The 25,956-nt window shown below is 74.3% G+C and carries 19 protein-coding genes; 3 read left to right on the plus strand and 16 right to left on the minus strand.

The features are described from left to right. The first annotated feature begins 152 nt into the window (after window positions 1-152). A complete protein-coding gene (locus ACQYWQ_RS04880; RefSeq protein ID WP_431032645.1) occupies window positions 153-878 on the plus strand; it encodes a nucleotidyltransferase domain-containing protein in 726 nt (241 codons plus the stop codon). Window positions 879-966: 88 nt separating this feature from the next. Here the strand turns inward: ACQYWQ_RS04880 and ACQYWQ_RS04885 are convergent, their stop codons facing one another. The 10 genes from ACQYWQ_RS04885 to ACQYWQ_RS04930 all read right to left on the minus strand — a co-directional run bounded on the left by ACQYWQ_RS04885 (window position 967) and on the right by ACQYWQ_RS04930 (window position 14,107). Then, complete coding sequence (locus tag ACQYWQ_RS04885; protein ID WP_431032646.1) at window positions 967-2,025, minus strand: ADP-ribosylglycohydrolase family protein; 1,059 nt, start codon at window positions 2,023-2,025, stop codon at window positions 967-969. A 233-nt stretch (window positions 2,026-2,258) separates the two neighbouring features. Continuing rightward, window positions 2,259-3,515, minus strand: coding sequence for a pseudouridine synthase (locus tag ACQYWQ_RS04890; RefSeq protein WP_431032647.1), 1,257 nt, complete (start codon window positions 3,513-3,515; stop codon window positions 2,259-2,261). Then, window positions 3,515-4,243: an SMC-Scp complex subunit ScpB gene (scpB, locus tag ACQYWQ_RS04895; RefSeq protein WP_431032648.1), complete on the minus strand. Its 729-nt coding sequence runs from the start codon at window positions 4,241-4,243 to the stop codon at window positions 3,515-3,517. Before scpB ends, ACQYWQ_RS04890 begins: the two co-directional genes overlap by 1 nt. After that, the gene (locus tag ACQYWQ_RS04900) at window positions 4,240-5,451 is read right to left on the minus strand and encodes a segregation and condensation protein A (RefSeq protein WP_431032649.1); all 1,212 of its coding nucleotides are present in this window, start codon (window positions 5,449-5,451) and stop codon (window positions 4,240-4,242) included. Before ACQYWQ_RS04900 ends, scpB begins: the two co-directional genes overlap by 4 nt. 313 nt (window positions 5,452-5,764) lie before the next feature. Continuing rightward, window positions 5,765-6,301 (minus strand): hypothetical protein, encoded by a 537-nt coding sequence (locus tag ACQYWQ_RS04905; RefSeq protein WP_431039063.1) that lies wholly within the window; start codon window positions 6,299-6,301, stop codon window positions 5,765-5,767. Between the two features lie 41 nt (window positions 6,302-6,342). Beyond that, entirely contained in the window at window positions 6,343-7,350 is a 1,008-nt protein-coding gene (locus ACQYWQ_RS04910) for a ParA family protein (RefSeq protein WP_239096405.1), read from the minus strand. A gap of 547 nt (window positions 7,351-7,897) precedes the next feature. Continuing rightward, window positions 7,898-9,013, minus strand: a complete 1,116-nt coding sequence (ald, locus tag ACQYWQ_RS04915) for an alanine dehydrogenase (protein WP_431032650.1) — start codon at window positions 9,011-9,013, stop codon at window positions 7,898-7,900. Window positions 9,014-9,253: 240 nt separating this feature from the next. Beyond that, complete coding sequence (locus tag ACQYWQ_RS04920) at window positions 9,254-11,512, minus strand: tetratricopeptide repeat protein (protein ID WP_431032651.1); 2,259 nt, start codon at window positions 11,510-11,512, stop codon at window positions 9,254-9,256. A 188-nt stretch (window positions 11,513-11,700) separates the two neighbouring features. Then, a complete protein-coding gene (locus tag ACQYWQ_RS04925) occupies window positions 11,701-12,336 on the minus strand; it encodes an NUDIX domain-containing protein (protein WP_431032652.1) in 636 nt (211 codons plus the stop codon). 112 nt (window positions 12,337-12,448) lie between these two features. Then, entirely contained in the window at window positions 12,449-14,107 is a 1,659-nt protein-coding gene (locus tag ACQYWQ_RS04930; RefSeq protein ID WP_431039064.1) for a CTP synthase, read from the minus strand. Between the two features lie 520 nt (window positions 14,108-14,627). Between ACQYWQ_RS04930 and ACQYWQ_RS04935 the strand changes: the two genes are divergently transcribed. Then, window positions 14,628-16,454, plus strand: a complete 1,827-nt coding sequence (locus ACQYWQ_RS04935; protein ID WP_431032653.1) for a glycoside hydrolase family 15 protein — start codon at window positions 14,628-14,630, stop codon at window positions 16,452-16,454. Between the two features lie 151 nt (window positions 16,455-16,605). Continuing rightward, the gene (locus tag ACQYWQ_RS04940) at window positions 16,606-18,231 is read left to right on the plus strand and encodes a PucR family transcriptional regulator (protein WP_431032654.1); all 1,626 of its coding nucleotides are present in this window, start codon (window positions 16,606-16,608) and stop codon (window positions 18,229-18,231) included. 61 nt (window positions 18,232-18,292) lie between these two features. Here the strand turns inward: ACQYWQ_RS04940 and ACQYWQ_RS04945 are convergent, their stop codons facing one another. The 6 genes from ACQYWQ_RS04945 to ACQYWQ_RS04970 form a co-directional block, all read right to left on the minus strand. Then, entirely contained in the window at window positions 18,293-19,414 is a 1,122-nt protein-coding gene (locus ACQYWQ_RS04945) for a glycosyltransferase family 4 protein (RefSeq protein ID WP_431032655.1), read from the minus strand. A gap of 138 nt (window positions 19,415-19,552) precedes the next feature. After that, complete coding sequence (recN, locus tag ACQYWQ_RS04950; RefSeq protein ID WP_431032656.1) at window positions 19,553-21,322, minus strand: DNA repair protein RecN; 1,770 nt, start codon at window positions 21,320-21,322, stop codon at window positions 19,553-19,555. 223 nt (window positions 21,323-21,545) lie between these two features. After that, entirely contained in the window at window positions 21,546-22,508 is a 963-nt protein-coding gene (locus tag ACQYWQ_RS04955) for an NAD kinase (protein WP_431032657.1), read from the minus strand. Then, window positions 22,505-23,320, minus strand: a complete 816-nt coding sequence (locus tag ACQYWQ_RS04960) for a TlyA family RNA methyltransferase (protein WP_431032658.1) — start codon at window positions 23,318-23,320, stop codon at window positions 22,505-22,507. The genes ACQYWQ_RS04955 and ACQYWQ_RS04960 overlap by 4 nt, the downstream gene beginning before the upstream one ends. 120 nt (window positions 23,321-23,440) lie before the next feature. After that, window positions 23,441-23,617: a hypothetical protein gene (locus ACQYWQ_RS04965; RefSeq protein ID WP_431032659.1), complete on the minus strand. Its 177-nt coding sequence runs from the start codon at window positions 23,615-23,617 to the stop codon at window positions 23,441-23,443. Window positions 23,618-24,685: 1,068 nt separating this feature from the next. Next, a complete protein-coding gene (locus ACQYWQ_RS04970) occupies window positions 24,686-25,753 on the minus strand; it encodes an HAD-IIA family hydrolase (RefSeq protein WP_431032660.1) in 1,068 nt (355 codons plus the stop codon). Window positions 25,754-25,956: the final 203 nt, after the last annotated feature.

Raw genomic sequence — 25,956 nt, forward strand, 5'->3', positions numbered from 1 at the left:
GGTCCTTGCGCGGTCACGGGGGCGGAGCGGGGGCGTACGGCGGGTGGCGTACGGGGCCGGAGCGCGGCCCCTGACCAGGGTAGTCACCCGGCGGGGCGCCCCGCGCCGGAAATTACCGGGCCCGCGCGGGCGCCACGCCCTACGCTCCCGGGATGAGTCCCGCCGAGCCGGTCCGCGACCCCACCGCCCCCGACCCCGCCCACTACGTCCGCGACCACACCGTCTACGCCTGTGTCACGGGCTCGCGCGCCCAGGGCCTCGCGACCCCGGCGAGCGACACCGACCTGCGCGGGATCTTCCTCGCGCCGACGCCCGCCTACTGGCGCTTCGAGAAACCGCCCACGCACGTCCAGGGGCCCGGGCCCGAGCAGCTGAGCTGGGAGCTGGAGCGGGCCTGCGCGCTCGCGCTGCGCGGGGACCCGAACGTCGTCGAGGCGCTGAACTCGCCGCTCGTCCTCGGCGCCGAGCCGGTCGGTGCCGAACTGCTGGCGCTGCGGGACGCCTTCCTCTCCCACGCGCTCCTGGAGGCGCTCACGCGCTACGCGCACCGGCAGGGCCGCAAACTCGCCGCCGATCTGCGCGGCCACGGCGCCCCGCGCTGGAAGCACGCGATGCACCTGCTGCGGCTGCTGCTCACGGCACGGGAGCTGCTGCGCACGGGCAGGTACGTGGTCGACATGACCCCGTACCGCGAGGAGCTGCTCGCCGTCAGGCGCGGCGAGACGACGTGGGAGTCCTGGTCGGGCCGCGTCGAGCGCCTGCTCTCCGCCACGGAGACGACGGCGCACCGGGCCCGGCTCCCCGCCGAGCCCGACCACGCCCGCGTGGAGGACTTCCTCGTACGGGTCCGGCGCGCCTCGGCCTCAGGTTCCCCGTAGAGCCTCGTACCGGCCCGACGCGCCTCCGCCCCGCGGTGACCCGTAGGCGCTGACCGTACCGACGCTGACCGTGCGGCCCGGGAGGCCCTCAGCCCCGCCGCGCCCCGTCCCACCGCAGCCCGGTCGCCCGCAGCTCGTCGCGGTGCTCCACGCGTTCCACCCACTCCCCCGGCCACGCGGCCTCACCCGCGTACGCCCCCGCGAAGGCCCCCGCGACGCAGGCGAGCGAGTCCGAGTCCCCGCGCGTGCACGCCGCCCGCCTGAGGACCAGCAGCGGCTCCTCGGGGAAGAGCAGGAAGCACAGCAGCGCGGTGGCGAAGGCCTCCTCCGCGATCCACCCGTCCCCGGTCAGCTCGCAGGGATCGCGCTCGGGGTCGCGGGGCGCCGCCGCGAGGCGGTCGACGACCGCCAGGCACTCGTCCCAGCCGCGCGCGGCGTAGCGGCCGGGCGAGGGGTCGCCCGCCCGCCGCCACAGGTCCCCGAGCCACGCCTCGTGGTACGTCGTCCTGTGCTCCTCGGCGTAGGCGCGCAGCAGGGGCAGCAGCGCGGCGGGCTGCGTGCCGTCCGCGAGCAGCCGGATCGTGTGCGCGGTGAGGTCGCTCGCGGCGAGCGCGGTGGGGTGGCCGTGGGTGAGCGCGGCCTGCCACTGGGCGAGCGCGGAGCGGGTCTCGCGGCCGGGCCCGGGCAGCAGCGCGACAGGCGCGACGCGCATATTGGCGCCGCAGCCCTTGGAGTGGGTCTGGCTCGCTTCCTGCCAGGGCGCGGAGGGGTTCTTGAGCACGAGGCAGGCGCGCAGGCACGTGTTGCCGGGGGCGCGGTTGTTGTCCGGGGACTGGTACCAGTCGACGAACTCCTCGCGCACGGGGCGTTCGCAGCGCGCCGGGGCGAGCGTGCCGCGCGCGGCGGCGGTCTCCAGGCCGCGCGCGAGGGCGAGGGTCATCTGGGTGTCGTCGGAGATCCAGGCGGTGGGCCCGGGGAGGTCCATCCCGCGCCAGGGGCCGCACTTCGCGAGGATGCGCAGCACGTCGTTGAACTCGGTGGGGAAACCGAGCGCGTCGCCCAGGGCAAGGCCGAGGAGGGCACCGGTGGCGGGGCGGTCGTCGCGGCCGGGGGCCGTCGTCGTCTCGTACGTCGTCTCTTCATTCATCGTCAGACTGACGATAAGAGGGTGCGGGACCTCGCACAAGCCCTTTGCGCGAGCCCGCCGCGCCCCGCGACACCCGCGACACCCGGAACGCCGGGGACGCCCGGAACGCCGGGGACGCCTGCAACGCCGGGCACACCCGGCACCCCCGGAACGCCGGGCACGCCCCGTACGGGGAGGGGCGGCGAGCCGCACCGGCCCACCGCCCCTCCCCGTACGGGTCCTTCTACGGCCGTCTACAGATCGACCTCGCGCATGAGCATCCCGACCTCGGTGTTGCTCAGCCGCCGCAGCCAGCCCGATTTCTGGTCCCCGAGCGTGATCGGCCCGAAGGCGGTCCGCACGAGCTTGTCGACGGGGAATCCGGCCTCGGCGAGCATCCGCCGCACGATGTGCTTGCGGCCCTCGTGCAGGGTCACCTCGACGAGGTAGTTCTTGCCGGTCTGCTCCACGACCCTGAAGTGGTCGGCGCGCGCCCAGCCGTCCTCCAGCTCGATCCCGTCCTTGAGCCGCTTGCCCAGGTCGCGCGGGATCGGCCCGACGATGTGCGCGAGGTACGTCTTGCGCACGCCGTAGCGGGGGTGGGTCAGGCGGTGGGCCAGCTCGCCGTGGTTGGTGAGGAGGATGACGCCCTCGGTCTCGGTGTCGAGCCGGCCGACGTGGAAGAGCCTGGTCTCGCGGTTGGTGACGTAGTCGCCCAGGTTCTGGCGGCCCTCGGGGTCCTCCATCGTGGCGACGACACCGGCGGGCTTGTTGAGCGAGAAGAACTGGTACGACTGCGTGGCGACGGTGAGGCCGTCGACCTTGATCTCGTCGCTCGGCTTCACGCGCAGGCCCTGCTCCAGGACGATCTCGCCGTTGACCTCGACGCGCGCCTGCTCGATCAGCTCCTCGCAGGCCCGGCGCGAGCCGTACCCGGCACGCGCGAGCACCTTCTGAAGCCGCTCGCCCTCCTGCTCGGCGCCGGGGAAGGTCTTCGGGGGCCTGGGCCTGGAGTCCTTCTCGGCGTAGCGCTCGCGGTTGCGCTCCTCCAGCTTCGCGTCCAGCTCACGCGGCCGCGCGGCGGCGGTACGGGGGCGGCGCGGGCCGTCCTTCGTGCCGCGCTTCGGGCCGCCCTTGGCGCCACCGCGCGCGGAGTCCCCGCGCGCCCCTGAGGTCCCGCGCGAACCGGAGCCGTACGCGTCCGAGCCGGAGCCGTACGAGCCGGAGCCCGAACCGTACGCGCCCGAGCCGCGCGAGCCGGAGGCCGAGCCAGGGCCGCGGGAGCCCGTGCCCTTCCCCGCGCCGCCGCTCTTGCCGGAGCCGCCGGGCCTGCCCGCGCCGCCTCCCGGCCTGCCGCCCGTGCGCTTGTCCTCGCTGCCGCCGTGCGCTCCGGGCACGTCGTAGCGGCGTTCCTCGGGACGGGGGCGTCCCGCCCTCTTCTGCTTGTCGTCGCGCTGGTTACCGGCTCCCCGGTAATTCCCGCGCCCGCTGTCCCTGCCGCTGCTTCGCATCAGTGTTCCGTCGGATCGAGGTGGTCGAGATGGTCGTCTTCGACGGCCCCGGTGTATCCGTGACCGTGCGCGGCGCCGTCGTCTTCGGCGTCCGGATCGAACGACGGCACACCTTCCAGTGTCTCAGCCTCGATGGCCTCCGCTTCCGGCAGGAAGGGCGCCAGCTCCGGAAGCTCGTCCAGGCCGCGCAGGCCCATCCGCTCCAGGAAGTAGTGCGTCGTCCGGTACAGGATCGCACCACTCTCGCGTTCCGTGCCCGCCTCCTCGACCAGACCGCGCTGGAGGAGGGTCCGCATGACGCCGTCGCAATTGACCCCGCGGACCGCGGAAACGCGCGCGCGACTGACCGGCTGCCGGTACGCGACGACGGCGAGCGTCTCCAGGGCGGCCTGTGTGAGCCGGGCCTGCTGCCCGTCGAGCACGAAGCTCTCGACGGCCGCCGCGTAGGTCGCCCGCGAGTAGAACCGCCAGCCGCCCGCGACGAGCCGCAGCTCGAACCCGCGCCCCTGCACGGTGTACTCGTCGGCGAGTGCCCGCAGCGCCCCGGCGACCTGCCGCACGGGCCGCTGGAGCACCTTGGCGAGGTGTTCCTCGGTCGCGGGCTCGTCGACGACCATGAGCACGGCTTCGAGGGCGGGCCGCAGATCGAGATCGGCGAGTCCCGGTACGAGGTCGTCGTCGGCCGCGACGTGCGTGTCGATGCCCTGACCGATGGCTTCCTGGCTCATGGCGCGTGCTCCTGGTCGAACTCGTCGGTGACGGCGGAGGCCGCGGCGTCCTCCTCGCCGCCGGTCCAGCGGACGGTGAGCGTACCGAGCGCCTCCTCCTGCTCCAGCGCCACCGCCTTCTCGCGGTACAGCTCCAGGAGCGCGAGGAAGCGGGCGACGACGGTGAGGGTGTCGTCGGTGTCCGCGACGAGCGCCCCGAAGTCGGCCTCGCCCACCTCGCGCAGACGCGCCACGAGGAGCCCCGCCTGTTCCCGTACGGAGACGAGCGGCGCGTGGATGTGGTCCACGTACACGGAGGGTTCAGGCTTCGGCCGCATCGCCTTGACGGCGAGCCGCGCGAAGCCCTCGGGCCCGATCCTGATGACGACGTCGGGCAGCAGCTCGGCGAAGCGGGGCTCCATCGCGACGGTACGGGGGAAGCGCCGCGCCTCGCGCGCGAGGCGCCCCGCGAAGATGTCGGCGACCTGCTTGTACGCCCGGTACTGCAAGAGCCGCGCGAACAGCAGGTCCCGCGCCTCAAGGAGCGCCAGATCCGCCTCGTCCTCGACCTCCGCGACGGGCAGCAGCCGCGCCGCCTTCAGATCGAGCAGGGTCGCCGCGACCACGAGGAACTCGGTCGTCTGGTCGAGATCCCACTCGCTCCCCATCCCCCTGATGTGCGCCATGAACTCATCGGTCACACGCGAGAGCGCGACTTCGGTGACGTCGAGCTTGTGCCGCGAGATGAGCTGAAGCAACAGATCGAAGGGCCCCTCGAAGTTGTCGAGCCGCAGCGTGAAGGCACCCTTCGCGGAGACGGCGGGGCCGGGCGACCCGGGAGCGGCGGGCGACTCGGGAGCGGCGGGTGGCCCGGGAGCGGCGGGCGACCCGGGAGCGGCGGGCGACTCGGGAGCGGCGGGTGGCCCGGGGGCGGTCCGCGCGGCGCGGGAAGGTTCGCCCGCCCCGGGCGCCCCGGCTCGTACGCCCGGCGGGAACGGCGCTTCCGTGGGCGGCTCGCCCCGCGCGCCCGTCTCCCCGGTCGTGCTCTCCTGCGGGGGCGCGCCCGCGTCCGGCCCACTCCGCGGCAAGGGGTCCGCGCCGCGTACGTCCTCCGGTGGCGCCCCGGTCCCGCGGGCACCCTCCCCCAGCCGCAGGCGCCGCGTGGCGCCGCCGCGGCCCAAGGGGCGACGGCCTCGGCGGGGCGGGTCGGACTCGGGGGTGGGCGGCATAACGGGTGGGTCCTGGAGGGTTCGGGGTCCTGGCGGTGCGCACCGCACGCTACCTCCGGGCACCGCCCCCGCGGGCCTGGGCACACCGGCTGCCCGGCCCGGGCCGCCCCGTCCACCGAGAGCGGCCCGCCCCGACTCGCGGCATGTGCAGGCGAACCGGACCCGCCCCGACCGGCACGCGCGGTACCACCCCCCGCCGTGCACACCCGGCACGGCACCCGTGCCTCGCCACCACCCGGCCCGGCCACCACCCCGCACCCGTGAGCCCGTACACCCGCACACCGCCGGGCGGTCACCGCTCCCGCCCCGCGCGTCAGCGCCCCCGCAGCCGCCGGACAAGAATGCTCGCGTCGCCCCGCGACTCCAGATCGGCGAGGACGACGGCGACCGCTTCGCGGACGATGCGGCCCCTGTCCACGGCGAGCCCGTGTTCGCCGCGCAGGACGAGGCGGGCGTGTTCGAGGTCCATGAGTTCCTCGGCCGATACGTACACCGTGATCTTCTCGTCGTGCCGCTCGCGGCCGCTCGGCCTGCGCCCCGCGCCCCGCCCCCGGCGGCGCGGCTGGCCCTGCGGTTGCTGCGGGGTCTGGGTCCCTCCGGTGCCCGTGGCACCGGGCTGCCTGGCCTGCGGGACGGAGGCCGTGGGGCCCGCCTCGGCGCCCGCGCGACGCGCGGGGCGCAGTCCGGGGACCGGCGGGGGAACCGCGGGACCGCCGTCCGCGGACGCGGGCGCCTGCGCCGGTTCCCGCCCCTGGTGCTCGCCCGCGTCCTCCTCGGTCGCGGCCTCATCGGCCCCGCCCCGCGCGCCTGACGGCTGCGGGCGCGGCCCCGATGAGGGCTGGAGGGCCATGCCCCCTGTCGTACGGAAGAGTTCTTCGGCTCCGGGCAGACTCACTCGGCGTGACACCGGGCGAGCACCTCCCTGGCGAGCTGGCGGTAGGCGGCGGCGCCGACGGAGTTGGACGCGTACGTGGTGATGGGCTCACCGGCCACGGTGGTCTCGGGGAAGCGCACCGTACGGCCGATGACGGTGTGGTAGACGTGGTCGTCGAAGGCCTCGACGACGCGCGCGAGCACCTCGCGGCTGTGCACCGTGCGGGAGTCGTACATCGTGGCGAGGATGCCGTCGAGTTCCAGCTCCGGGTTGAGCCGCTCCTGCACCTTCTCGATCGTCTCGGTGAGCAGCGCGACCCCGCGCAGCGCGAAGAACTCGCACTCCAGGGGCACGATCACCTTGTGCGCGGCGGTGAGCGCGTTGACGGTGAGCAGGCCGAGCGAGGGCTGACAGTCGATCACGATGTAGTCGTAGTCGGCCATGAGCGGCTTGAGCGCTCGCTGGAGCGTGGACTCACGGGCCACCTCGGAGACGAGCTGGACCTCGGCGGCCGAGAGGTCGATGTTGCTCGGCAGCAGGTCCATATTGGGCACGGCCGTCTTGAGCAGCACCTCGTCGGGCGACATCCCGCGTTCGAGCAGGAGGTTGTAGACCGTCAGGTCCAGCTCCATCGGGTTGACCCCGAGGCCGACCGAGAGAGCGCCCTGCGGGTCGAAGTCGACGAGGAGGACGCGGCGGCCGTACTCGGCGAGCGCGGCGCCGAGGTTGATGGTCGAGGTCGTCTTGCCGACCCCGCCCTTCTGGTTGCACATCGCGATGATCTTCGCCGGGCCGTGGTCGGTGAGCGGCCCGGGGATCGGGAAGTAGGGAAGCGGGCGCCCGGTGGGGCCGATCCGCTCGCGGCGCTGCCGCGCGGCGTCGGGGGCCAGCGTGGCCGCGTACTCGGGGTCCGGCTCGTACTCGGCGTCCGGGTCGTAGAAGTGCCCCTCGGGCAGCTCCTCGTAGTCGGCGAACGTGTCGCCGCTCGGGTCGCCGGCCATGGCGTTCACGATATGGCCATCCATGCTCTGGTGTGCGGTCTGCGTCGGCTGGAGACCCTGGCGGGCCGCGAAGGTGCGGACGGCGACGGAACCGGTGGGACCGATCGTCGACGGGCTCGCGAAACCACCGCTCCGCGCGGCCAGCTCCGGTCGGCCACCCCCGGGAGAAAATGTCGACTCATTCACAAGTCGTCTTACCTCCTTGGCGACCAGGAAACTTCTGGATAGGTCAGCGTGGCACCATGCCGACGGTTTGCGACTCTATGGCGTGTCACCACTCCGCAGCAACACAATCCGCCGGACCCGGCCCGATGTGTCGGTGTGCGCGCGTGCGGGTGTCAAGGGTGCACGGCCGCGCATCACCCCCTCGGCACAGGCGAGTTCGGCATGTCAAACACCCTCGAAGTGTGACCTGGCCGCACAGTTGGGAGAATCCTGCGCAATCACCGTCACATCACCGCACGCCAACGGCCGGACCTGCTCGTGAAGGTCCGGCCGTTGGCGTGAGAAACGTGACATCTGTTGACGCGCCCCCCTTGCCTCCCGGCGGCCGGGGAAGGGGGCGCGCACGTCAGTCCAGGAGCGCGTGGGTCTCGGCGTGCGCCAGTCCGTGCGCTTCGGCGACCTCGCGGTAATACACCTTGCCGTCATGGACGTTGAGACCCTTGGCGAGAGCCGCGTCGCGGCGCAGCGCCTCGATCCAGCCGCGCCCGGCGAGTTCGAGCACGTACGGGAGCGTGGCGTTGGTGAGCGCGTGCGTGGAGGTGTGCGGGACGGCGCCGGGCATGTTCGCGACGCAGTAGAAGACCGAGTCGTGCACGCGGAAGGTGGGCTCGGCGTGCGTCGTGGGGCGCGAGTCCTCGAAGCAGCCGCCCTGATCGATCGCGATGTCGACAAGAACACTTCCCGGCTTCATGCGCGAGACCAGCTCGTTCGAGACGAGCTTGGGGGCCTTCGCGCCGGGCACGAGGACGGCGCCGACGACCAGGTCCGACTCCAGGCAGGCGATCTCCAGTTCGTACGCGGTCGAGACGACGGTCTGGATGCGGGTGCCGAAGATCTTGTCGGCCTCCTTGAGCTTGGTGACATCCTTGTCGAGGAGCTTGACGTGGAAGCCCATGCCCATCGCGATCTGCGCCGCGTTCCACCCCGAGACGCCGCCGCCGATGACGACGGCCTTGCCCGCCACGACCCCGGGAACGCCGCCGGGGAGCACGCCGCGCCCACCGGCGGGCCGCATGAGGTGGTACGCGCCGACCTGCGGCGCGAGGCGGCCGGCGACCTCCGACATCGGGGCGAGCAGCGGGAGCCTGCGGTCGGCGGTCTCGACGGTCTCCAGGGCGATCGCCGTGGTCCCGGAAGCGAGGAGCGCCTCGGTGCACTCGCGCGAGGCGGCGAGGTGCAGGTACGTGAAGAGCACCTGGTCCTTGCGCATCCGGTGGTACTCCTCGGCGATCGGCTCCTTCACCTTGAGGAGGAGGTCCGCGCGGGCCCACACCTCGTCGGCCGTGGGAAGGATGACCGCTCCCGCCGCCGCGAACTCCCCGTCGGGGATCGAGGAGCCCTCGCCCGCCGCCGTCTCGATGAACACCTCGTGGCCCTGCCGGCGCAGTTCGTGGACCCCGGCCGGGGTGATGGCCACCCGGAACTCGTTGTTCTTGACCTCGCGGGGGATGCCGACCTTCATCGTCGATCACGATCCTTGACTAGGGGGAGCCCGGGACAAAGCGGGCACAGCACTACATACCCGTATCCACGGCGGCGCAACAGGGGAGAGCCGCTGATCTGCGGCTCCGCCAGTTTAATGAAGGGATTCCCGCTGTCCAGCCTTCCAAAGCATCATTCTTTGCGGGGAGCGCCACGGATTTCGTAGGCGAACCCCGGTCGGCACCCCCGAGGCCGCCCCCAGCGGGCCCCGCGGCGTCCGTTACCCGCCCGCTCGCAGCACCGCGGCCTCCCCCGGTCCGAGCAGCCGCGCGGCGAGCCCCCTGTGGTGGCGGGCCGAGGCCGGGTCGCCGAGCCGGTCGAGGGTGTCGGCGAGCCGTACGTGCAGAGCGGCCCGCAGCCGTTCGTCCGCCGCGCGCTCGGCGAGGGCGACGGCCTCCTGACACGTGCGCAGGGCCTCCTCGGGCCGCCCCGCGTACTCCTGGACCCTGGCGAGTTCGGCGAGCGCGCGCGCCTGCCCCGCCACGTCACCGCGCCGCTTGTGCACGGCGATCGCCGAGCCCCAGTTGCGCCGCGCGTCCCCGTAGCGCCCCGCGTACGCGTGCACCGCGGCGAGCTTGCCGTACAGGCGGGCAGCCTCGCCGTCCTCGGCGCGCACGAGGCGGTGGGCGAGGGCCCTGCCGTACCAGTCGGCGGCGCGCGCCCAGTCGCCCAGTTCCTGGTGGGCGCCCGCGAGGGACTCCATCGCGCGCCCCGCGGCGTGCGGATCGCGCCCGGTGCGGGCCGCGTCGAGCGCCGCGCGGTAGCGGGCGAGGGCGTCGCGGGTGCGTCCCGTACGGGCGTCGAGGTCGGCGAGATTGAGGAGCGCGGCCGCCTCCTCGCGGTGCAGCCCGCGGCGCGTGGCGACATCGAGGACGAGGCGGTGCAGCCCGTACAGTTCGGGGGCCGCGGCCTCGGTGCCCCTGTGCGCGACGAGCGCGCGGACGAGCGCGGCGACGTAGCGGCGCGCGAGGGTGTCGAACTCGCCCTCGTCGACGGCGAGCCGGGCCGCCGCCAGGAGTGCGGGCAGCCGCTCGGCGAGCCAGTCGGCGGCGGCCCCGGGGCCGGGGAAGCGCAGGCTGGAGGGGAGCCCGGCGAGGCGCCGGCGGGCCGGGGAGCCGAGCGGCTCGCTCGTGGCGCGGCAGGAGTGCAGGAGGCGCACGGTGCGCTCCAGCATGCGGGCGCGGGCGAGCTGGAGTTCGGCGGGGCGGTCCGTCTCGTGCGCGAGGGCGCGCAGCCCGGGGACGAGGCAGCCGGGGACCTCGTAGGCGGGCCGCGGCCCGGGGAGCGGGCGCAGCAGCCCGTGCCTGACGAAGTGCTCCAGGCGCTCGGCGGCGTGCCGCACGGAGCAGCCCGCGAGGGCGGAGGCGGTGTGCGCGTCGGCGAGCCCTTCGGGGGCGAGGTGGAGCAGGCGCAGGAGCCGCTGGTCGGCGGCGGGGAGCTGGTCGTGGCTGAAGCGCAGTAGCCGCTCGACGGGGAGATCGGTGGCGGCGGTCATCCTGCGGGCCGGCGCCGCACCCCCCACGCCGCGCGCACCCCCCACACCGTGCGCACCCCTCACGACGCGCGCACCCCCCACGCCGTCCGCGTCCTCCAAGGCTTCGGAGCGCCCCGGGACTTCCGCGTCCGGCAGGTCCTCCGTACCCTGCCCGCCGTCCTCGTCCGCCGCGGGTTCGGGCAGGGCGCGGGGCACGGCCGCGCGGTGCGCCTCCAGGCGGGCGAGGAGGTCGGCGAAGGAGGACTCGGGGCGGGTGGCGAGCCAGCCGCCGGCGAGCACGAGCGCGGCGGGCTGCCCCCGGCACTCCTCGACGAGCCGCTCGGCGGCGTGCGGGTCGGCGGCGGCCCGTCCGGGGCCCGCGTACCGCTCGACGAGCCGCTGGGCGGCCTGCCGCTCCAGGCCGCCGAGGGTGCAGGGGCGGACGTCGCTGAGCCCGGTGAGCGGTCCGGTGGCGACGGCGAGGAGGAGGCACGCGGGGTTGTCGGGGAGGAGTTCGTCCACCTGCGCCGCGTCGTGCGCGTCGTCGAGGAGGAGCAGGACGCGCCGGGTGCCGAGCGCGGCGCGCAGCTGTTCGGTGAGGACGTCGTCGGCGGCCCCCGCGGGGGTCTGTTCACCGAGGTCGGTGAGGAGGGAGCGCGCGGCGTCCCCCGCGGGGACGGGGGCTCCGGCGGGGTCGGTGAGCCGGACACGCAGGAGCCCATCGGGATAACGCTCGGTGAGCGCGGCCGCGAAGGTCTCGGCGAGCGCGGTACGGCCCGACCCCGGGCGACCGGCGACGAGCAGGACGCGGGCGCGCGGCGGGGTGTGCCCGGCGAGCGTGTCGAGCCCGGTACGACCGATGTCCTCGTGGAGCGAGGCGAGTTCGCGTTCCCTGCCGAGGAGCGTGTCCTCGCCGGTCACGTGGCCGTGACCGGCCGGCGCCGGGGCGGCACCCGCCACCCCGGCGCCGCTCGCCCCGCCGGTGTCCACCACCTGGTCCGTCACGGGCCACGCTCCCGTTCAGCCGCACGCTCACCGAGCCGCGCCCCGCCCGGGCGGGGCGGACGCGCGACTCAGAGCGTACGTCACCGTGCGTGGCGAACTCGCGACGACCTGGCGTGAAGATCCCTCTATCGGATGAGTATTTCTTCAGATGACCGGGGCTGTGGTGGGAGGGCGGGGAAAGGGCGTGCTCAGAAGGGGCGGGCGGGCCAGGGCGCGTCGGCAGGGCGGAGCCCGCTGAGCGCGGCCTCGGTGTCCTCGGAGCCGTCGAGGAGGGCGCCGAGCGCGAGGGCGCCGATGACGAGGGAACTGTTGTGGAGTTCCCCGCCGAGGCAGCCGCGGACGAGGTCCTGGTAGGGGACGCGCGCGCTGCGCATGTCGGCCTCCTCCCCGTCCGGCGTGTACCGCTCCTCGCCCGCGTCGCGCAGCCCGGTCGCGAGGAAGACCCGTACCGCCTCGTCGGAGCCGCCCGGCGAGGAGTAGTGGTCGACGAGCACGTGCCACTCCTCGGCCTCCAGGTGCGCCTCCTCGAAGAGTTCGCGCCGGGCCGCGTGCAGGGGGTTCTCGCCGGGGACGTCGAGCAGCCCGGCGGGAAGCTCCCACAGCCGTTCGCGTACGGGGTGGCGGTACTGGTTGACGACGACGACGCGCCGTTCCTCGTCGAGCGCGAGGATCACGACGGACCCGGGGTGCACCTGGTAGTCGCGGGTCGCGACCTCGCCGTCGGGCATCACGACCTTGTCGCTGCGCACGCTCGTCTTGGCGCCCCGCCACGGCGTCTCGCTCGCCGTGGTCCGCCATTGCTCGGAGTTGTCCTTGATCGTCATGCCCTCATCCTCCCGCAGCCCGCCTGCCCCCGCGAAGAAACCGGCACACCGAAGGGGCGCCCCCGGACACGCGTACGCATCCGGGGGCGCCCCTTGTGTCGCCGGTGGCCGCTCAGGCGTTCTGCCGCTGCCGCTCCACGGCCGCCTTCACCAGCCCGGCGAAGAGCGGGTGGGGGCGGGTCGGGCGGGAGCGCAGTTCGGGGTGGGCCTGGGTCGCGATGAGGTAGGGGTGCGTCTCGCGCGGGTACTCGACGTACTCGACGAGCTTGCCGTCGGGCGAGGTGCCCGAGAAGACGATGCCTGCCTTCTTCTCCAGCTCCGAGCGGTACGCGTTGTTGACCTCGTAGCGGTGGCGGTGGCGCTCCTCGACGTACTCGCGGCCTTCGTAGACCTCGCGCGCGATCGAGCCCTCGGCGAGCTTCGCCGGGTACATGCCGAGCCGCATCGTGCCGCCCATGTCGCCCTCACCCGCGACGATGTCGAGCTGCTCGGCCATCGTGGAGATGACCGGGTGGGCGGTCGCCGGGTCGAACTCGGTGGAGTTGGCGTCCTCGATGCCCGCGAGGTTGCGGGCGGCCTCGATGACGATGCACTGGAGGCCGAGGCAGAGCCCGAGGAGCGGGATCTTGTGCTCGCGGGCGTACGTGATCGCGCCGACCTTGCCGACGACACCGCGGTCGCCGAAGCCGCCGGGCACACAGATCGCGTCGCAGTCGCCGAGCTGGGCGGCGGCGCCCGCGGGGGTCTTGCAGTCATCGGAGGTGACCCACTTGACCTTGACGCGGGCGCGGTTGGCGAAGCCGCCCGCGCGCAGCGCCTCGGTGACCGAGAGGTAGGCGTCGGGCAGGTCGATGTACTTGCCGACGAGCGCGACCGTGACCTCGTGGTCGGGCTTGTGGACGCGGTCGAGCAGGTCCTCCCAGACGGTCCAGTCCACGTCGCGGAAGGGCAGGTCGAGCTTGCGGACGACGTAGGCGTCGAGGCCCTCGCCGTGCAGCACCTTCGGGATGTCGTAGATCGACTTGGCGTCGGGGCAGGCGACGACGGCGCTCTCGTCGACGTCGCACATGAGCGAGACCTTGCGCTTGATCGACAGCGGCACCTCGCGGTCGGCGCGCAGCACGATCGCGTCGGGCTGGACGCCGATGTTGCGCAGGGCCGCGACGGAGTGCTGGGTCGGCTTGGTCTTCAGCTCGCCGGAGGGGCCGATGTAGGGCAGCAGCGAGATGTGCACGACGAAGACGTTGTCGCGGCCGACCTCGTGCCGCACCTGGCGGACGGTCTCCAGGAAGGGCAGCGACTCGATGTCGCCGACGGTGCCGCCGACCTCGGTGATGACGACGTCGACGTCGTCGGTCGCCAGGCGCCGGATACGGCCCTTGATCTCGTTGGTGATGTGCGGGATGACCTGCACGGTGTCGCCGAGGTACTCGCCGCGCCGCTCCTTGGCGATGACCTGCGAGTAGACCTGGCCGGTGGTGACGTTCGCCGAGCCGTCGAGGTCGACGTCGAGGAATCGCTCGTAGTGACCGATGTCGAGGTCCGTCTCGGCGCCGTCGTTGGTGACGAAGACCTCACCGTGCTGGAAGGGGTTCATCGTCCCCGGGTCCACGTTGAGGTAGGGGTCGAGCTTCTGCATCGTCACCCGCAGACCGCGCGCCTTCAGGAGCGCCCCCAGGCTGGAGGCGGTGAGGCCCTTGCCGAGTGAGGAGGCGACACCCCCGGTGACGAAGATGTGCTTGGTCGTCGTGGACGAGGTGCGGTTCGGCATGGCCAAGAGGGGGCTCCCGTGGTCGCGGTCTGGAGTGCGGACCGGAGTTCCGCGCCGGCGCTCGATGTGCCGGAGGGGAAGGTCCGTCGCTGCGGGCGGGGGTCTCACGGTCTGTAAAGGGCCCACCGGTCCACGGGCTACCAGGGTATCAGCGTCGGCGGGGCTTTCCGGCGGCGCGGGTTTCGCCCGGTCCGTACGGGGGCATGGCCCGCACGCTGCGTGTATGCACGGGCACCGGGCACATCCAACGCGCCCGGCTTTTACCGCGCCACAACACAAGCCTCACCCATTCGGCCCTACCGCCGTGACCCGACAGTCGCACGGATCACCACGGGGCGTCGTATCCTGCTCGGACATCCGCCGCCGGGCTCACGAAACTGGACCGCGCAAGCGCTTCCTCACAAGGGGTGGAGGTGGGCGACGGGGGGAGGCCAGAAGAATCCCCCCGCCCACCCTGGGAACAGCAGCCCGGCGGCGCACCCTTGACCGCAGCGCGAGGCGCCCCGCAGAGGGGCGCGCCGTGGCCGTTCGACTGGAGATGCACGTGGCCGGGCGCATCGAGGATTACGCACTCATCGGAGACTTGCAGACCGCCGCACTGGTCTGCCGGGACGGCACGGTCGACTGGTTGTGCCTCCCCCGCTTCGATTCGCAGGCGATCTTCGCGGGTCTCCTCGGGACCGAGGAGCACGGATTCTGGCGGCTGGGACCGGCGTTCGCCCCCGGTACTCAGCCGCCCAACGCCGACCGCAGAACGTACCGGGGGGATTCCCTGATCCTGGAGTCCGAGTGGGACACCCCGCGCGGCAGTGTGCGCGTGACCGATTTCATGGGCCCGCGCGAGGAGGCGCCCCAGCTCATCCGCGTCGTGGAAGGGCTCAGCGGCCGGGTGCCGATGCGCTCCAGCCTGCGGATGCGGTTCAGTTACGGGCGGATCACGCCGTGGGTGCACCGGGTCGACGAGCGCACGGTCGCCGTATCGGGCCCCGACTCGGTGTGGCTCGACACCGACGCGGAGACGTACGGCAAGGACCTCACGACGTACTCCGATTTCACGGTCGGCCCCGGTGACAAGGTCTACTTCGTCATCTCCTGGCAGGCGAGCCACCTGCCCCCGCCGGCCCTGCCGAGGCCGTACGAGGCCCTGGCGGCGACGGAGGAGTTCTGGCAGGAATGGGTCGAGCAGTGCACGTACCACGGCCCCTACCGCGAGCCCGTGATCCGCTCGCTCATCACGCTCAAGGCGCTCACGTACGCACCGACGGGCGGGATCGTCGCCGCACCGACGACGTCGCTGCCCGAGGAGATCGGCGGGGTCCGCAACTGGGACTACCGCTTCACGTGGCTGCGTGACGCGGCGATCACGCTCTCCTCGCTGCTGCGCACCGGGTACCGCGACGAGGCCCGCGCCTGGCGCGAGTGGCTGCTGCGCGCGGTGGGCGGCGACCCGGAGAACTTGCAGATCATGTACGGGATCGCGGGCGAGCGTGAGCTGGGCGAGAGCGAGCTGGACTGGCTGCCGGGCTACGAGGGCTCCACGCCCGTCCGGGTCGGCAACGGCGCGGCGGGGCAGCTCCAGCTCGACGTGTACGGCGAGGTCACCGAGGCCCTGCACCTCGCGCACATGACGGGCCTGGCACGCAACGACTACGCCTCGCTGCTCCAGCTCAAGCTCATCCAGTACCTGGAGAACCACTGGTCGGAGCCGGACGAGGGCATCTGGGAGGTGCGCGGCCCGCGCCGCCACTTCGTGCACTCGAAGGTCATGGCGTGGGTCGCCGTGGACCGCACGATCAAGCTCATCGAGTCCGGGGACGCCGACGGGCCCCTGGAGCGCTGGAAGGAGCTGCGGGACGACATCCACAGGGACGTGTGCGAGAAGGGCTACGACCCCGAGCGCAACACGTTCACGCAGTCGTACGGCTCCCGGGAGCTGGACGCCTCGCTGCTCCTCATCCCGCAGATGGGCTTCCTGCCGCCCGACGACAAGCGCGTCATCGGCACGATCGAGGCGATCCAGCGCGAGCTGTCCACGAAGGACGGCTTCATCCTGCGCTACCCGACCACCGGCGACGACGCGGGCGTGGACGGGCTCGCGGGCGACGAGGGCGCGTTCCTCGCCTGTTCGTTCTGGATGGCGGACGACCTCGCGATGATCGGCCGCGTCGACGAGGCCCGCAAGCTCTTCGAGCGCCTGCTCTCGCTCCGCAACGACCTCGGTCTGCTCGCCGAGGAGTGGGACCCGGTACGCGGCCGCCAGGTCGGCAACTTCCCGCAGGCGTTCAGCCACGTCCCCCTCATCGACACGGCCCTGCGCCTGACGGCGAGCGGGGCGTACGGGGGCTGAGCGGCAGGCCGCCGCGTACGGCAGGCAGGAGGAAGGCCCCGGGCCCGTACGGTCCGGGGCCTTCGTGCGCGCTGCCCCGGCCTTCGTACGGTGTGACCTCGGCCGACGCGCGCGGATGACGGCCCGGCGCCCGGCGCGGTAGCGTCCGCGCGTGGAGAGTCAGGGCGGGATCACGGTACGGCGGGCGCTGGAGCTGCCGGGGCTGCGCGGTGGGCTGCCGGAGGTGCTGGCCTGCGGGGAACGACTCGATCGCGCCGTGCGGTGGGTCCACGCGGGCGAGGTGCCGAACATCGCCTCGCTCCTCAAGGGCGGCGAGCTGCTGCTCACGACGGGGCTCGGGCTCGGCGACCGCCCCGCCGAGCAGCGCGCCTTCGTGCGGCGGCTCGCCGAGCGCGGCATCGCGGCGCTCGTCGTCGAGCTGGGCCCGCGCTTCACGCGCCTGCCCGCCGCTCTCGTCGAGACCGCCCGCGCGGCCGGTCTCCCGCTCGTGCAGCTCCACCGCGAGGTCCCTTTCGTCGCGGTGACCGAGGAGATCCACACCGAGATCGTGAACGGGCACTACGCGGTGCTGCGCCAGGCCGAGGAGGTGCACAGGCGGTGCACCGAGGCGGTGCTCGGCGGTGGGGGCGTGCCCCAAGTCCTCGCCGCGCTCGCGGCGTTCGTCGGCAACCCGGTCTTCCTGGAGACGGCGGGCGGCGGTCTGCTGTACGGGGTCTGGGGCGGCCCGGGCGAGGGCGAGGCGCTGCCGGTGTGGGAGCGGCTGCGGGGCAGCAGGGCGGCGCGCGCCGGGGGGCCGCCCGCCGGTTCGGTGCTCGTGGACGTGGCGGGCGCGGCGCCCGGGGCACCGGGGGCGGTGCGGGCCCGGCTCGTACTGCTTCCCGTGGCGGGCCCGGTGCGGCCCGCGCACCGGCTCGCGACGGAACGCGTCGCGGGCATCCTCGCCGTGGTGCTCATGCAGGCGCGGCAGGAGGAGGAGCTGGCGGCGCTCGGCAGGGGCGATTTCCTCACCGACCTCGCCCAGGCGCGCACCGCCCCCGACGACGCGCCCGCGCGCGCCGCGGTGCTCGGCTTCCGGCCGGCCACCGGTCTGCTCCTGCCGCTCGTGATGAAGCTCCCGGAGACGACGGGGGCGCCGGGGGCGGGGTGGGGGCAGCTCGTACGGGCCATGCACGAGGAGCTGAGCGGGCTCGGTGTGCCCGTACTGCTGGGCGTGCGGCCCGTGGAGGGGCGCGTGCCGCTGCTGCTCGGGCTGCGCGAGGAAGCGGAGCGGGCCGGGCTCGCCGACCGGGCGGCGGCGGCTTTGCGGGCGGGTACGGAACGGGCGGGGCTCCTGCGGCCCGGCGCCCCCGAGCCGGTGGTCGTGGTGGGTCCGGCGGGCGGGTGGGCGGCAGCGGCCGCGGGGCTGCGGCACGCGGCGCACGCGGCGGACGCGGCCCCCGACCTGGACCCGCGCCCGTGGTGGGACGCGCGGCGGCTCGACATCGACCTGCTCCTGTGGCGGCTGCGCGGCCAGCCGGACCTCGCGGCCTTCGTCGAGCGCGCGCTCGGCCCGCTCCTGCGCCACGACCGCACGGCGCGGCCCCCGCTCCTGCCGACCCTGGAGACCTTCCTCGACCACGCGGGCCGCAAGGCGGAGACGGCGCGCGCCCTGCACCTCAACCGGCAGACCCTCTACAACCGCCTCGCGCGGATCGGCGAACTCCTCGGCACGGACCTCGACGACCCGCACACGGTGCTCTCGCTGAGCCTCGCACTGCGGGCCCGACGGCACGCGTGAGCTGGCGGGCGGGGCCCGCGCGTGGCAGAGGCGAGCAGGGGCCCGCGCCTCACCGGGCCCGTCAGAACAGCGGCTCGGGGTGCGTCAGTTCGTCGTAGACGCTCAGCACCTGCGCGACCGTCGCGTCCTCGGTGGGCCAGCCCGCCGCCTGCCGTCGGCCCGCGCGGCCCAGCTCGGCGCGCCGTACGGGATCGGCGAGGAGGGCGGCGACGCGCGCGGCGAGGGCCGGGGCATCGCCGTACGGGACGAGTTCGGCCGCTTCGCCGACGAGTTCGGGGATGCCGCCGACCGCCGAGGCGACGAGCGGCACGCCGAGGCTCAGCGCCTCCTGCGCGAACAGGGCGCGCGCCTCCCAGCGGCTCGGCAGCACCGCGACGTCGGTCGCGGCGAGCAGCGCGGGCAGGTCGTCGCGGCTGCCGAGCAGCCGCACGGGGAGGTCCTCGGTGTCGATCCTGGCCTGGAGCGCACCGCGCAGGGGCCCCTCGCCCGCGACGGCGAGCAGCGGTACGGGAGCGAGCGCCCGCCACGCGCGCGCCGCGTCGAGCAGCGCCCCGTACCCCCGGTGCCGTACGAGGGAACCGGCCGCGAGGACGAGGGGCCGTTCGACCGCGCCGATGTCGGCGCGCGCCTTCTGCTCGGCGGGGGCGCTGGCGGGCGGCGGGGGCGGCGCGGGGAGCGCGACGGGGGCGAGGCGCGCGTCGCGTGCGCCGCGGGCGCGGGCGCGGTCGACGAGGTCGGAGGATGTGGCGAGGAGGACGGTCGCCGCACGGGCGACGCGGCGTTCCAGGAGGCGCAGGGCGTGCGCGCGGGTGCCTTCGGCGTGGCCGCGCGTGTGCCAGGTGACGACGAGCGGGACGCGGCGCCCGGCGAGCGCGAGCGCGGTGCGCAGCCCGGCGTGCAGGCCGTGCGCGTGGACGAGGTCGGCGTCGGCGCAGACGGTGCGGAGCGCGGCGAGCGAGACGGGGTCGCCGCTGCGCGGAATGTGAATGTGACGGGCGCCGACGGAGGTGAAATCGTAGGCGGTCTCCAGCGCGTGGGGCGCGCAGACGGTGACGTGCACTCCGCGTGCGGCGAGCCCGGCGGCGAGCGAGCGCACGTGCACGCTGCTTCCCGCGCTGCCGCCGCCGAGTACCTGCACCGTGCGCAGCGGAGTGTGTCCTGCTCGGCTCGACGGGCTGCTCACGGTGGCTGGCGCTCCTGGATCGGCTGCTCGGCTACGGGCTCGCGGACATTGCTGCCTGACAGGATGCCAGCTGCGCGGGGGCCGGTGTGCCCTTCACGGACCGGTATCGGCCACGACATCCCCGCTCCCGCACGGCGCTCACCCCTGCGTGTCGTCGCTCCGGTCCCCGCGCGCCGCGGCGAGCAGTTCCTCCGCGTGCGCCCTGGCGGTCTCGGAGTCCTCCTGCCCCGCGAGCATCCGCGACAGCTCCCGCACGCGCGCCTCGCCCTCCAGGACCGTGACCCCGGAGCTGGTGACGCTCCCCTCGTGGGTCTTCTCGACGAGCAGCTGCCGGTCGGCGAAGGCGGCGACCTGCGGCAGGTGGGTGACGACGACGACCTGCGCGCCGCGCGCGAGCCGGGCGAGGCGTCGCCCGATCTCGACGGCGGCCTTGCCGCCGACCCCGGCGTCGACCTCGTCGAAGAGGTACGTGGGCACGGGGTCGGTCCCGGCGAAGACGACTTCGACGGCGAGCATGACGCGGGACAGCTCACCGCCCGAGGCCCCCTTGGCGATGGGCCGGGGGGCCGCGCCCGGGTGCGGGGCGAGGAGCAGTTCGACCTCGTCGACCCCGTACGGGCCGTAGGCGAGGCGCCGCCCGTCGACGAGCACGCCCTCGCTGTCCTCGTCGACCTCGGTCGCGGAGACGGCGAAGCTGACGCGGGCGTGCGGCATGGCGAGCGAGGCGAGTTCCGCGGTGACGGCGTCGGCGAAGCGCGCGGCGGCCTCGGTGCGGGCCCGGGTCAGCTCGGCGGCGAGGTCGGCGAGTTCGGCGGCGAGCCGTTCGCGCTCGGCGCCGAGTTCGGTGATGCGCTCGTCGTCGCCTTCGAGTTCCTGGAGCCGCTCGGCGGAGGTACGGGCCCAGTCGAGTACGGCGTCGCTGTTCTCGCCGTACTTGCGGGTGAGCTGCGCGAGCGCGGCGCGACGGTCCTCGACGGCGGCGAGCCGGAGCGGGTCGGCGTCGAGGTCGTCGGCGTACCCGGCGAGTTCGCCGGCGACGTCGGTGAGGAGGATGCCGATCTCGCCGAGGCGCCCGGCGAGCTTGGCGAGTGCCTGGTCGTGGGCGCCCGCGCTGTCGAGGGCGCGCTGCGCCCCGGCGACGAGCGAGGTGGCCTCGATGGACTCGGGGTCCTCGGGGTTGCCGACGAGCGCGGTGTGTGCGCCCGCCGCCGCGGCGCGCAGGGTCTCGGCGTTGCCGAGCCGCTCGGCCTCGGCGGCGAGTTCGGCGTCCTCGCCCGGCAGCGGTTCGACGGCGGCGATCTCGTCGAGACCGAAGCGCAGCAGGTCGGCCTCCTGGGCCCGTTCCCTGGCGCGCGTGGTCAGCTCGGCGAGTTCGCCGGCGACGGCGCGCAGGCCGCGGTAGGCGGTGCGGTACCTGGCGAGCGGCGCGGCGACGGCTTCGCCCGCGTACCGGTCGAGCGCGGCGCGCTGCCGGGCGGGCTTGAGCAAGCCCTGCTGGTCGGTCTGGCCGTGCACGGCGACGAGTTCGTCGGCGAGTTCGGCGAGCATCCCGTTGGGCACGGAGCGGCCGCCGAGGTGGGCGCGCGAGCGGCCCTCGGCGGAGACGGTACGGCTGATGAGCAGCGCGTCCTCGTCGAGTTCGGCGCCCGCCTCCTCGACCCGCCGCGCCACGGCCGAGCCCGGCGGCAGCGTGAGTCTGCCCTCGACCACGGCGGACTTCGCGCCGATCCGTACGAGCGCCGCGTCGGCACGCCCCCCGAGCAGCAGCCCGAGGCTCGTGACCACCATCGTCTTCCCCGCGCCGGTCTCACCTGTCACGGCGGTGAAGCCGGGTGACAGCTCCACCACCGCGTCGTCGATGACGCCGAGCGACCGTATCCGCATCTCCTCCAACACGCACATGACCATACGAGGTTTTCTTCCCCCTGGGCGACGTCACCCCGCCCGGTTGACACGAGTGCGGGTGTGCGCACGGCCGTGACGGCACGGTGGCGCGTCCCCCGTACGGGGCCGCGTATCCCCCGTACGAGCGTACGAGCGACACACGGCCGTACGAGGAGAACGCACCGTGCCGGTTCCCCGGTCTCCCCCGCCTCGCGGGTCTTTCCGGTGTCGCCCTGCCCGTCCCGGGTCAGGCGGGGGCGCCGCGCCAGCCGGCGACGGGCAGGGCGAACTTGGCGACGAGCCGGTCGGTGAAGGAGGCGTGGTGCAGCCGGGCGAGGCGGACGGGGACGGCTCCGCGCCGCACCTCGACGCGCGCTCCCGAGGGCAGCGGGACGGACCGCCGTCCGTCGCACCACAGGACGCCGCTCGGCGAGCCGCCCTCCTGGACCTCGACGGCCAGTATCGAGGTGGGCGAGGTGACGAGGGGCTTGGCGAAGAGGGCGTGGGCGCTGATGGGCACCATGAGGAGCGCTTCGACCTCGGGCCAGACGACGGGGCCTCCCGCGGAGAAGGCGTAGGCGGTGGACCCGGTGGGGGTCGCGCAGACGATGCCGTCGCAGCCGAACCCGGTGACGGGGCGGCCGTCGATCTCCAGGACGACTTCGAGCATGCGCTCGGGGGAGATCTTCTGCACGGCCGCCTCGTTGAGCGCCCAGTCGGTGTGCACGAGCCTGCCACCGCTGTGCACGAGGACGTCGAGGGTCATGCGCTCCTCGACGTCGTAGGCGCGGGTGACGACGCGGTCGACGACGCGGTCGAGGTCGTCGCGCTCGGCCTCGGCGAGGAAGCCGACGCGCCCGAGGTTGACGCCGAGCATGGGGACGCCGGAGGCGCGCGCGAGTTCGGCGCCGCGCAGCAGGGTGCCGTCGCCGCCGAGGACGACGAGCAGTTCGCAGCCGTCGAGCGCCTCGGGCGTGGCTTCCTGGATCAGCTCGACCTGCGGGGTCTCGGGCAGCGGCAGGTCGGAGGCCTCCTCCTCCAGGACCCGCACGCCGAGGCCGCAGCGCAGGAGGCCCTGGACGACGAGTTCGGCGCTGCGGATCGCGGCAGGACGCCCGGTGTGGGCGAGGAGGAAGACGGTGCGCGGGCCCTCGTCGGGCCGCACGGTGTGGGCGGGCTTGCTGTGGGCGGGCTTGGCGGTCTCGGTCATCGGGGTCCTTCCGCAACCGCTCGGTCGACGTCGGCCGGGTCGAGCGGGGGAGCCCCGGCGCGCAGCCAAAGAAAGTACTCGACGTTTCCTGAGGGACCTGGCAGGGGGCTCGCGGTGACGCCGAGGACACCGAGGCCCAGTCCCGCGGCCTGCCCGGCGACATGCCTGACGGCCTCGGCGCGCAGCTCGGGGCTGCGCACGACGCCACCGCTGCCGAGCCGTTCCCTGCCCACCTCGAACTGGGGCTTGACCATGAGGACGAGGTCGGCGTCGGGGGCGCAGCAGCGGACGAGGGCGGGCAGCACGAGGCCGAGCGGGATGAAGGAGAGGTCACCGACGACGAGGCCGACAGGCTCGCCATCGATGAGGTCGAGGCTCAGCTCGCGCACATTGGTGCGGTCCTTGACGACGACGCGGGGATCGCTCTGGAGCGACCAGGCGAGCTGCCCGTACCCGACGTCGACGGCGACGACCTGGGCGACGCCCGCGCGCAGCAGGACGTCGGTGAAGCCCCCGGTGGACGCGCCCGCGTCGAGCGCGCGCCGCCCCTCGACCCGCAACCCCCGCGGCACGAAGGCCTCCAGGGCCCCGGCGAGCTTGTGCCCGCCGCGCGAGACGTAGTCGGGGTCGTCCTCGTCGGGGGTGACGACGACGGGGGCGCTCGTCTCGACCTGCGTCGCCGGTTTCAGCGCGAGCGCGCCGCCGACGCTGACCCGCCCGGCGGCGATGAGCTGGCTGGCGTGCTCCCGCGAGCGGGCGAGTTTGCGACGGACGAGTTCGGCGTCGAGGCGGCGGCGGGCCACTCCTGCCACGTTCGGTTCAGCTCCTTGCTGGTCATCGTCGGCACGGGATGCCGGGGCACGCGGGACGATGCAGGTCACGCGCCTTGAGGGCATGCTACGGCGGAGGTCCGACAAGAGCGCCCGCCGCGGTCACCGCGCGGCCGGGGGCGGCGGCCCCTGCGCCACGTCGAGCGCCGCGAGGACGGCCCGCAGCCCCTCGTGCGTCTCCTCGTACACGCCCTGATGCTCGGCAACGGGCAACTCGTCCAGATCCGCGAGCCGCCCGAGCAGCCCGTCCACCCGCGCGTCCCCGGTCCCGGCCCGCACCACCCCGAGCGGCCGCGGTCCGCTCTCCGCCCCGGACTCACCGGAAGGGTCACCCTCACCACCGGTACCCGCCGCCGCGCCACTCTCCCGGGCGGGCCCGGACCCGCGGACGTCATCCCCTGACGGCCCCCGTACGGAATCACCGCCCTCACCCGGCCCCTCGGAGCGCCCCTCCGGGACCTGCCCCGACCGCCCCGGCTGATCCACCGGCACGGATTCGCCCGAGACCACGGCCCGCGCGAAGGCCTCCACGGCCGCGGCGAAGCTCCCCGCACCGGGGGACCCGGCACCACCGGAGGGCCTGGCGCCACCGGAGGGCCCAGGTTGGGCCGAGGGGCCGGTCGCTGGGGGGACGGCGACCGTTGGCGGGACGGCGACCGTTGGCGGGACGGCGACCGTTGGCGGGGCGGTGGCCTCCGGCGAAACTCCGGCCAATGGTGAGGACCCAGCCTCCGCCGAAGCCCCGGGCTCCGCCGAGGCATCGGCCGTCGGCGGGACAGCGGCCGTTGCCGAGGCGCCGGCCTCCGGCACAGCGCCCGTTCCCGTCCCCGGCTCCGCCGAGTCGCCGGTCCCGCTCCCGGGCGCGGCTCCCCCGTCCGCAGGTTCCTCGTCGCTCATGCCGCCGACGCTACCCCGCCGAAGGGGCCAAAACCGCTGAGGGGCGTGGTGGTGGAGCGGTCGACGGCCGGTCTCCGGGGAGGCGACGGGTGAGCATGCTGCGAACGGACACACCCCCACCCACCCGGGGGCAGCCCCAACACCATTCTTTCGCACCCCCCGCCCGCCCCCACCCCCCGCTCCACGAATCTGTGGATAACTTCGCCGAACCCAAAAATCTCCTCACCCTTCAGGGTGAAAGGAATTCGCGCATCCCCGGGCCTCCGCCGCTCCCTCACCACTCCCCCACCGCTCCCCCCCACACCTCGTCACACCCGCACGCCCCCTCGCGCCCCTCCCCACACCCCCGAGCGCCCCGCGGAATCCCCCCGGCACGTGCCCGCGCACAAGCCGTTCGGCCACGCCGCCGCCCGCGCGCCTCCTCCTCACTCCAAGCGCCCCTCCGTCACCTCAAGCGCCCTCCAAGGCGCCCCAGGACTTCACCGCCCCCGCGATCTCCCCCGCGAAGGCCTGCTCTCCCCCCGCGCTCCACGCCGCCGCGCACAACACCCGCAACCCGTCGAGCAGCGCGCCCCCGCCACCCGGACTCGCCTCGTCGCCCACCTCCAGCACAAGCTCGCCGTCGCGGACGCGCCCCCGCGCCGCGCCGCACGCCCACACTCCCTCGCCCTGCGCTCGCGGCGCCTCGTGCCCCACGAGCAATTCGCGCAGGTCCCGCCCCACATACGTCGGCCGGTGCTCGGGCACCGCACGCAGCAGTGCCGCCACGTCCGTCACACCCGTCAGCACGAGCAGCGAATCGACGCCGCCCGCGTGCGCGCCCTCGATGTCCGTGTCGAGCCGGTCCCCCACGACGAGCGGCCGCTTCGCTCCCGTACGCAGAATCGTTTCGCGGTGCATCGGCGGGAGCGGCTTGCCCGCGACCTTCGGCTCACCGCCCGAAGCGATCCGCACCACCTCGACAGCCGCCCCGTTGCCCGGCGCGATCCCGCGCCCGCTGGGAATCGTGAGGTCGGTGTTCGACGCGTACCACGGCACCCCGGCCCGTACCGCGTACCCTGCCTCCGCGAAGCGCGACCACGGGAATTCCGGCCCCCCGTACCCCTGCGCGACCGCCGCGGGCGCGTCATCGGCCGAGTCGACGGGCACGAGGCCGCGTTCGACGAGCGCCTGCCGCAGCCCCTCGCCCCCGATGAGCAGCACCCGCGCGCCCTCCGGCTGCTCGTCGGCGATGAGCCGCGCGACGGCCTGCGCGGACGTGATGACGTCCGACGCGTCCGCAGGGACGCCCAGCTCGCTGAGGTGCGCCGCCACGGCGGCCGGGGGGCGCAGCGCGTTGTTGGTGACGTACGCGAGGTGCATCCCGCCCTCGCGCGCGGTGGCGAGCGAGTCGACGGCGTGCGCCACGGCCTCGCCGCCCGCGTAGACGACCCCGTCCAGGTCGAGCAGCGCCGTGTCGTACACCGCGTCGAGCCGTTCCTCACTCGCTCCGGTCGCGATCCGGACATCCTCGGTCATGGTGCGGCACTCCTCGCTCGGCGTTCGTGTGCACGATTGCACGATCATCCGTCTTCCCGATCATCCCCGATCCCCGCGCCCCGCACCGCCGGGCACCCGCCCGCTACCGCCCGCCGCGCCGCCCCGCACACGCCACCGCACCGCCCGGCGTCGGCTCCCCGCAGCACGGGCGCTCGCGCCGCCGCGCACCGCCCGCCGTCCGC

Origin of the sequence: Streptomyces sp. P6-2-1 (assembly GCF_050613165.1) — a bacterium.
In the GTDB taxonomy this organism is placed as follows: domain Bacteria; phylum Actinomycetota; class Actinomycetes; order Streptomycetales; family Streptomycetaceae; genus Streptomyces.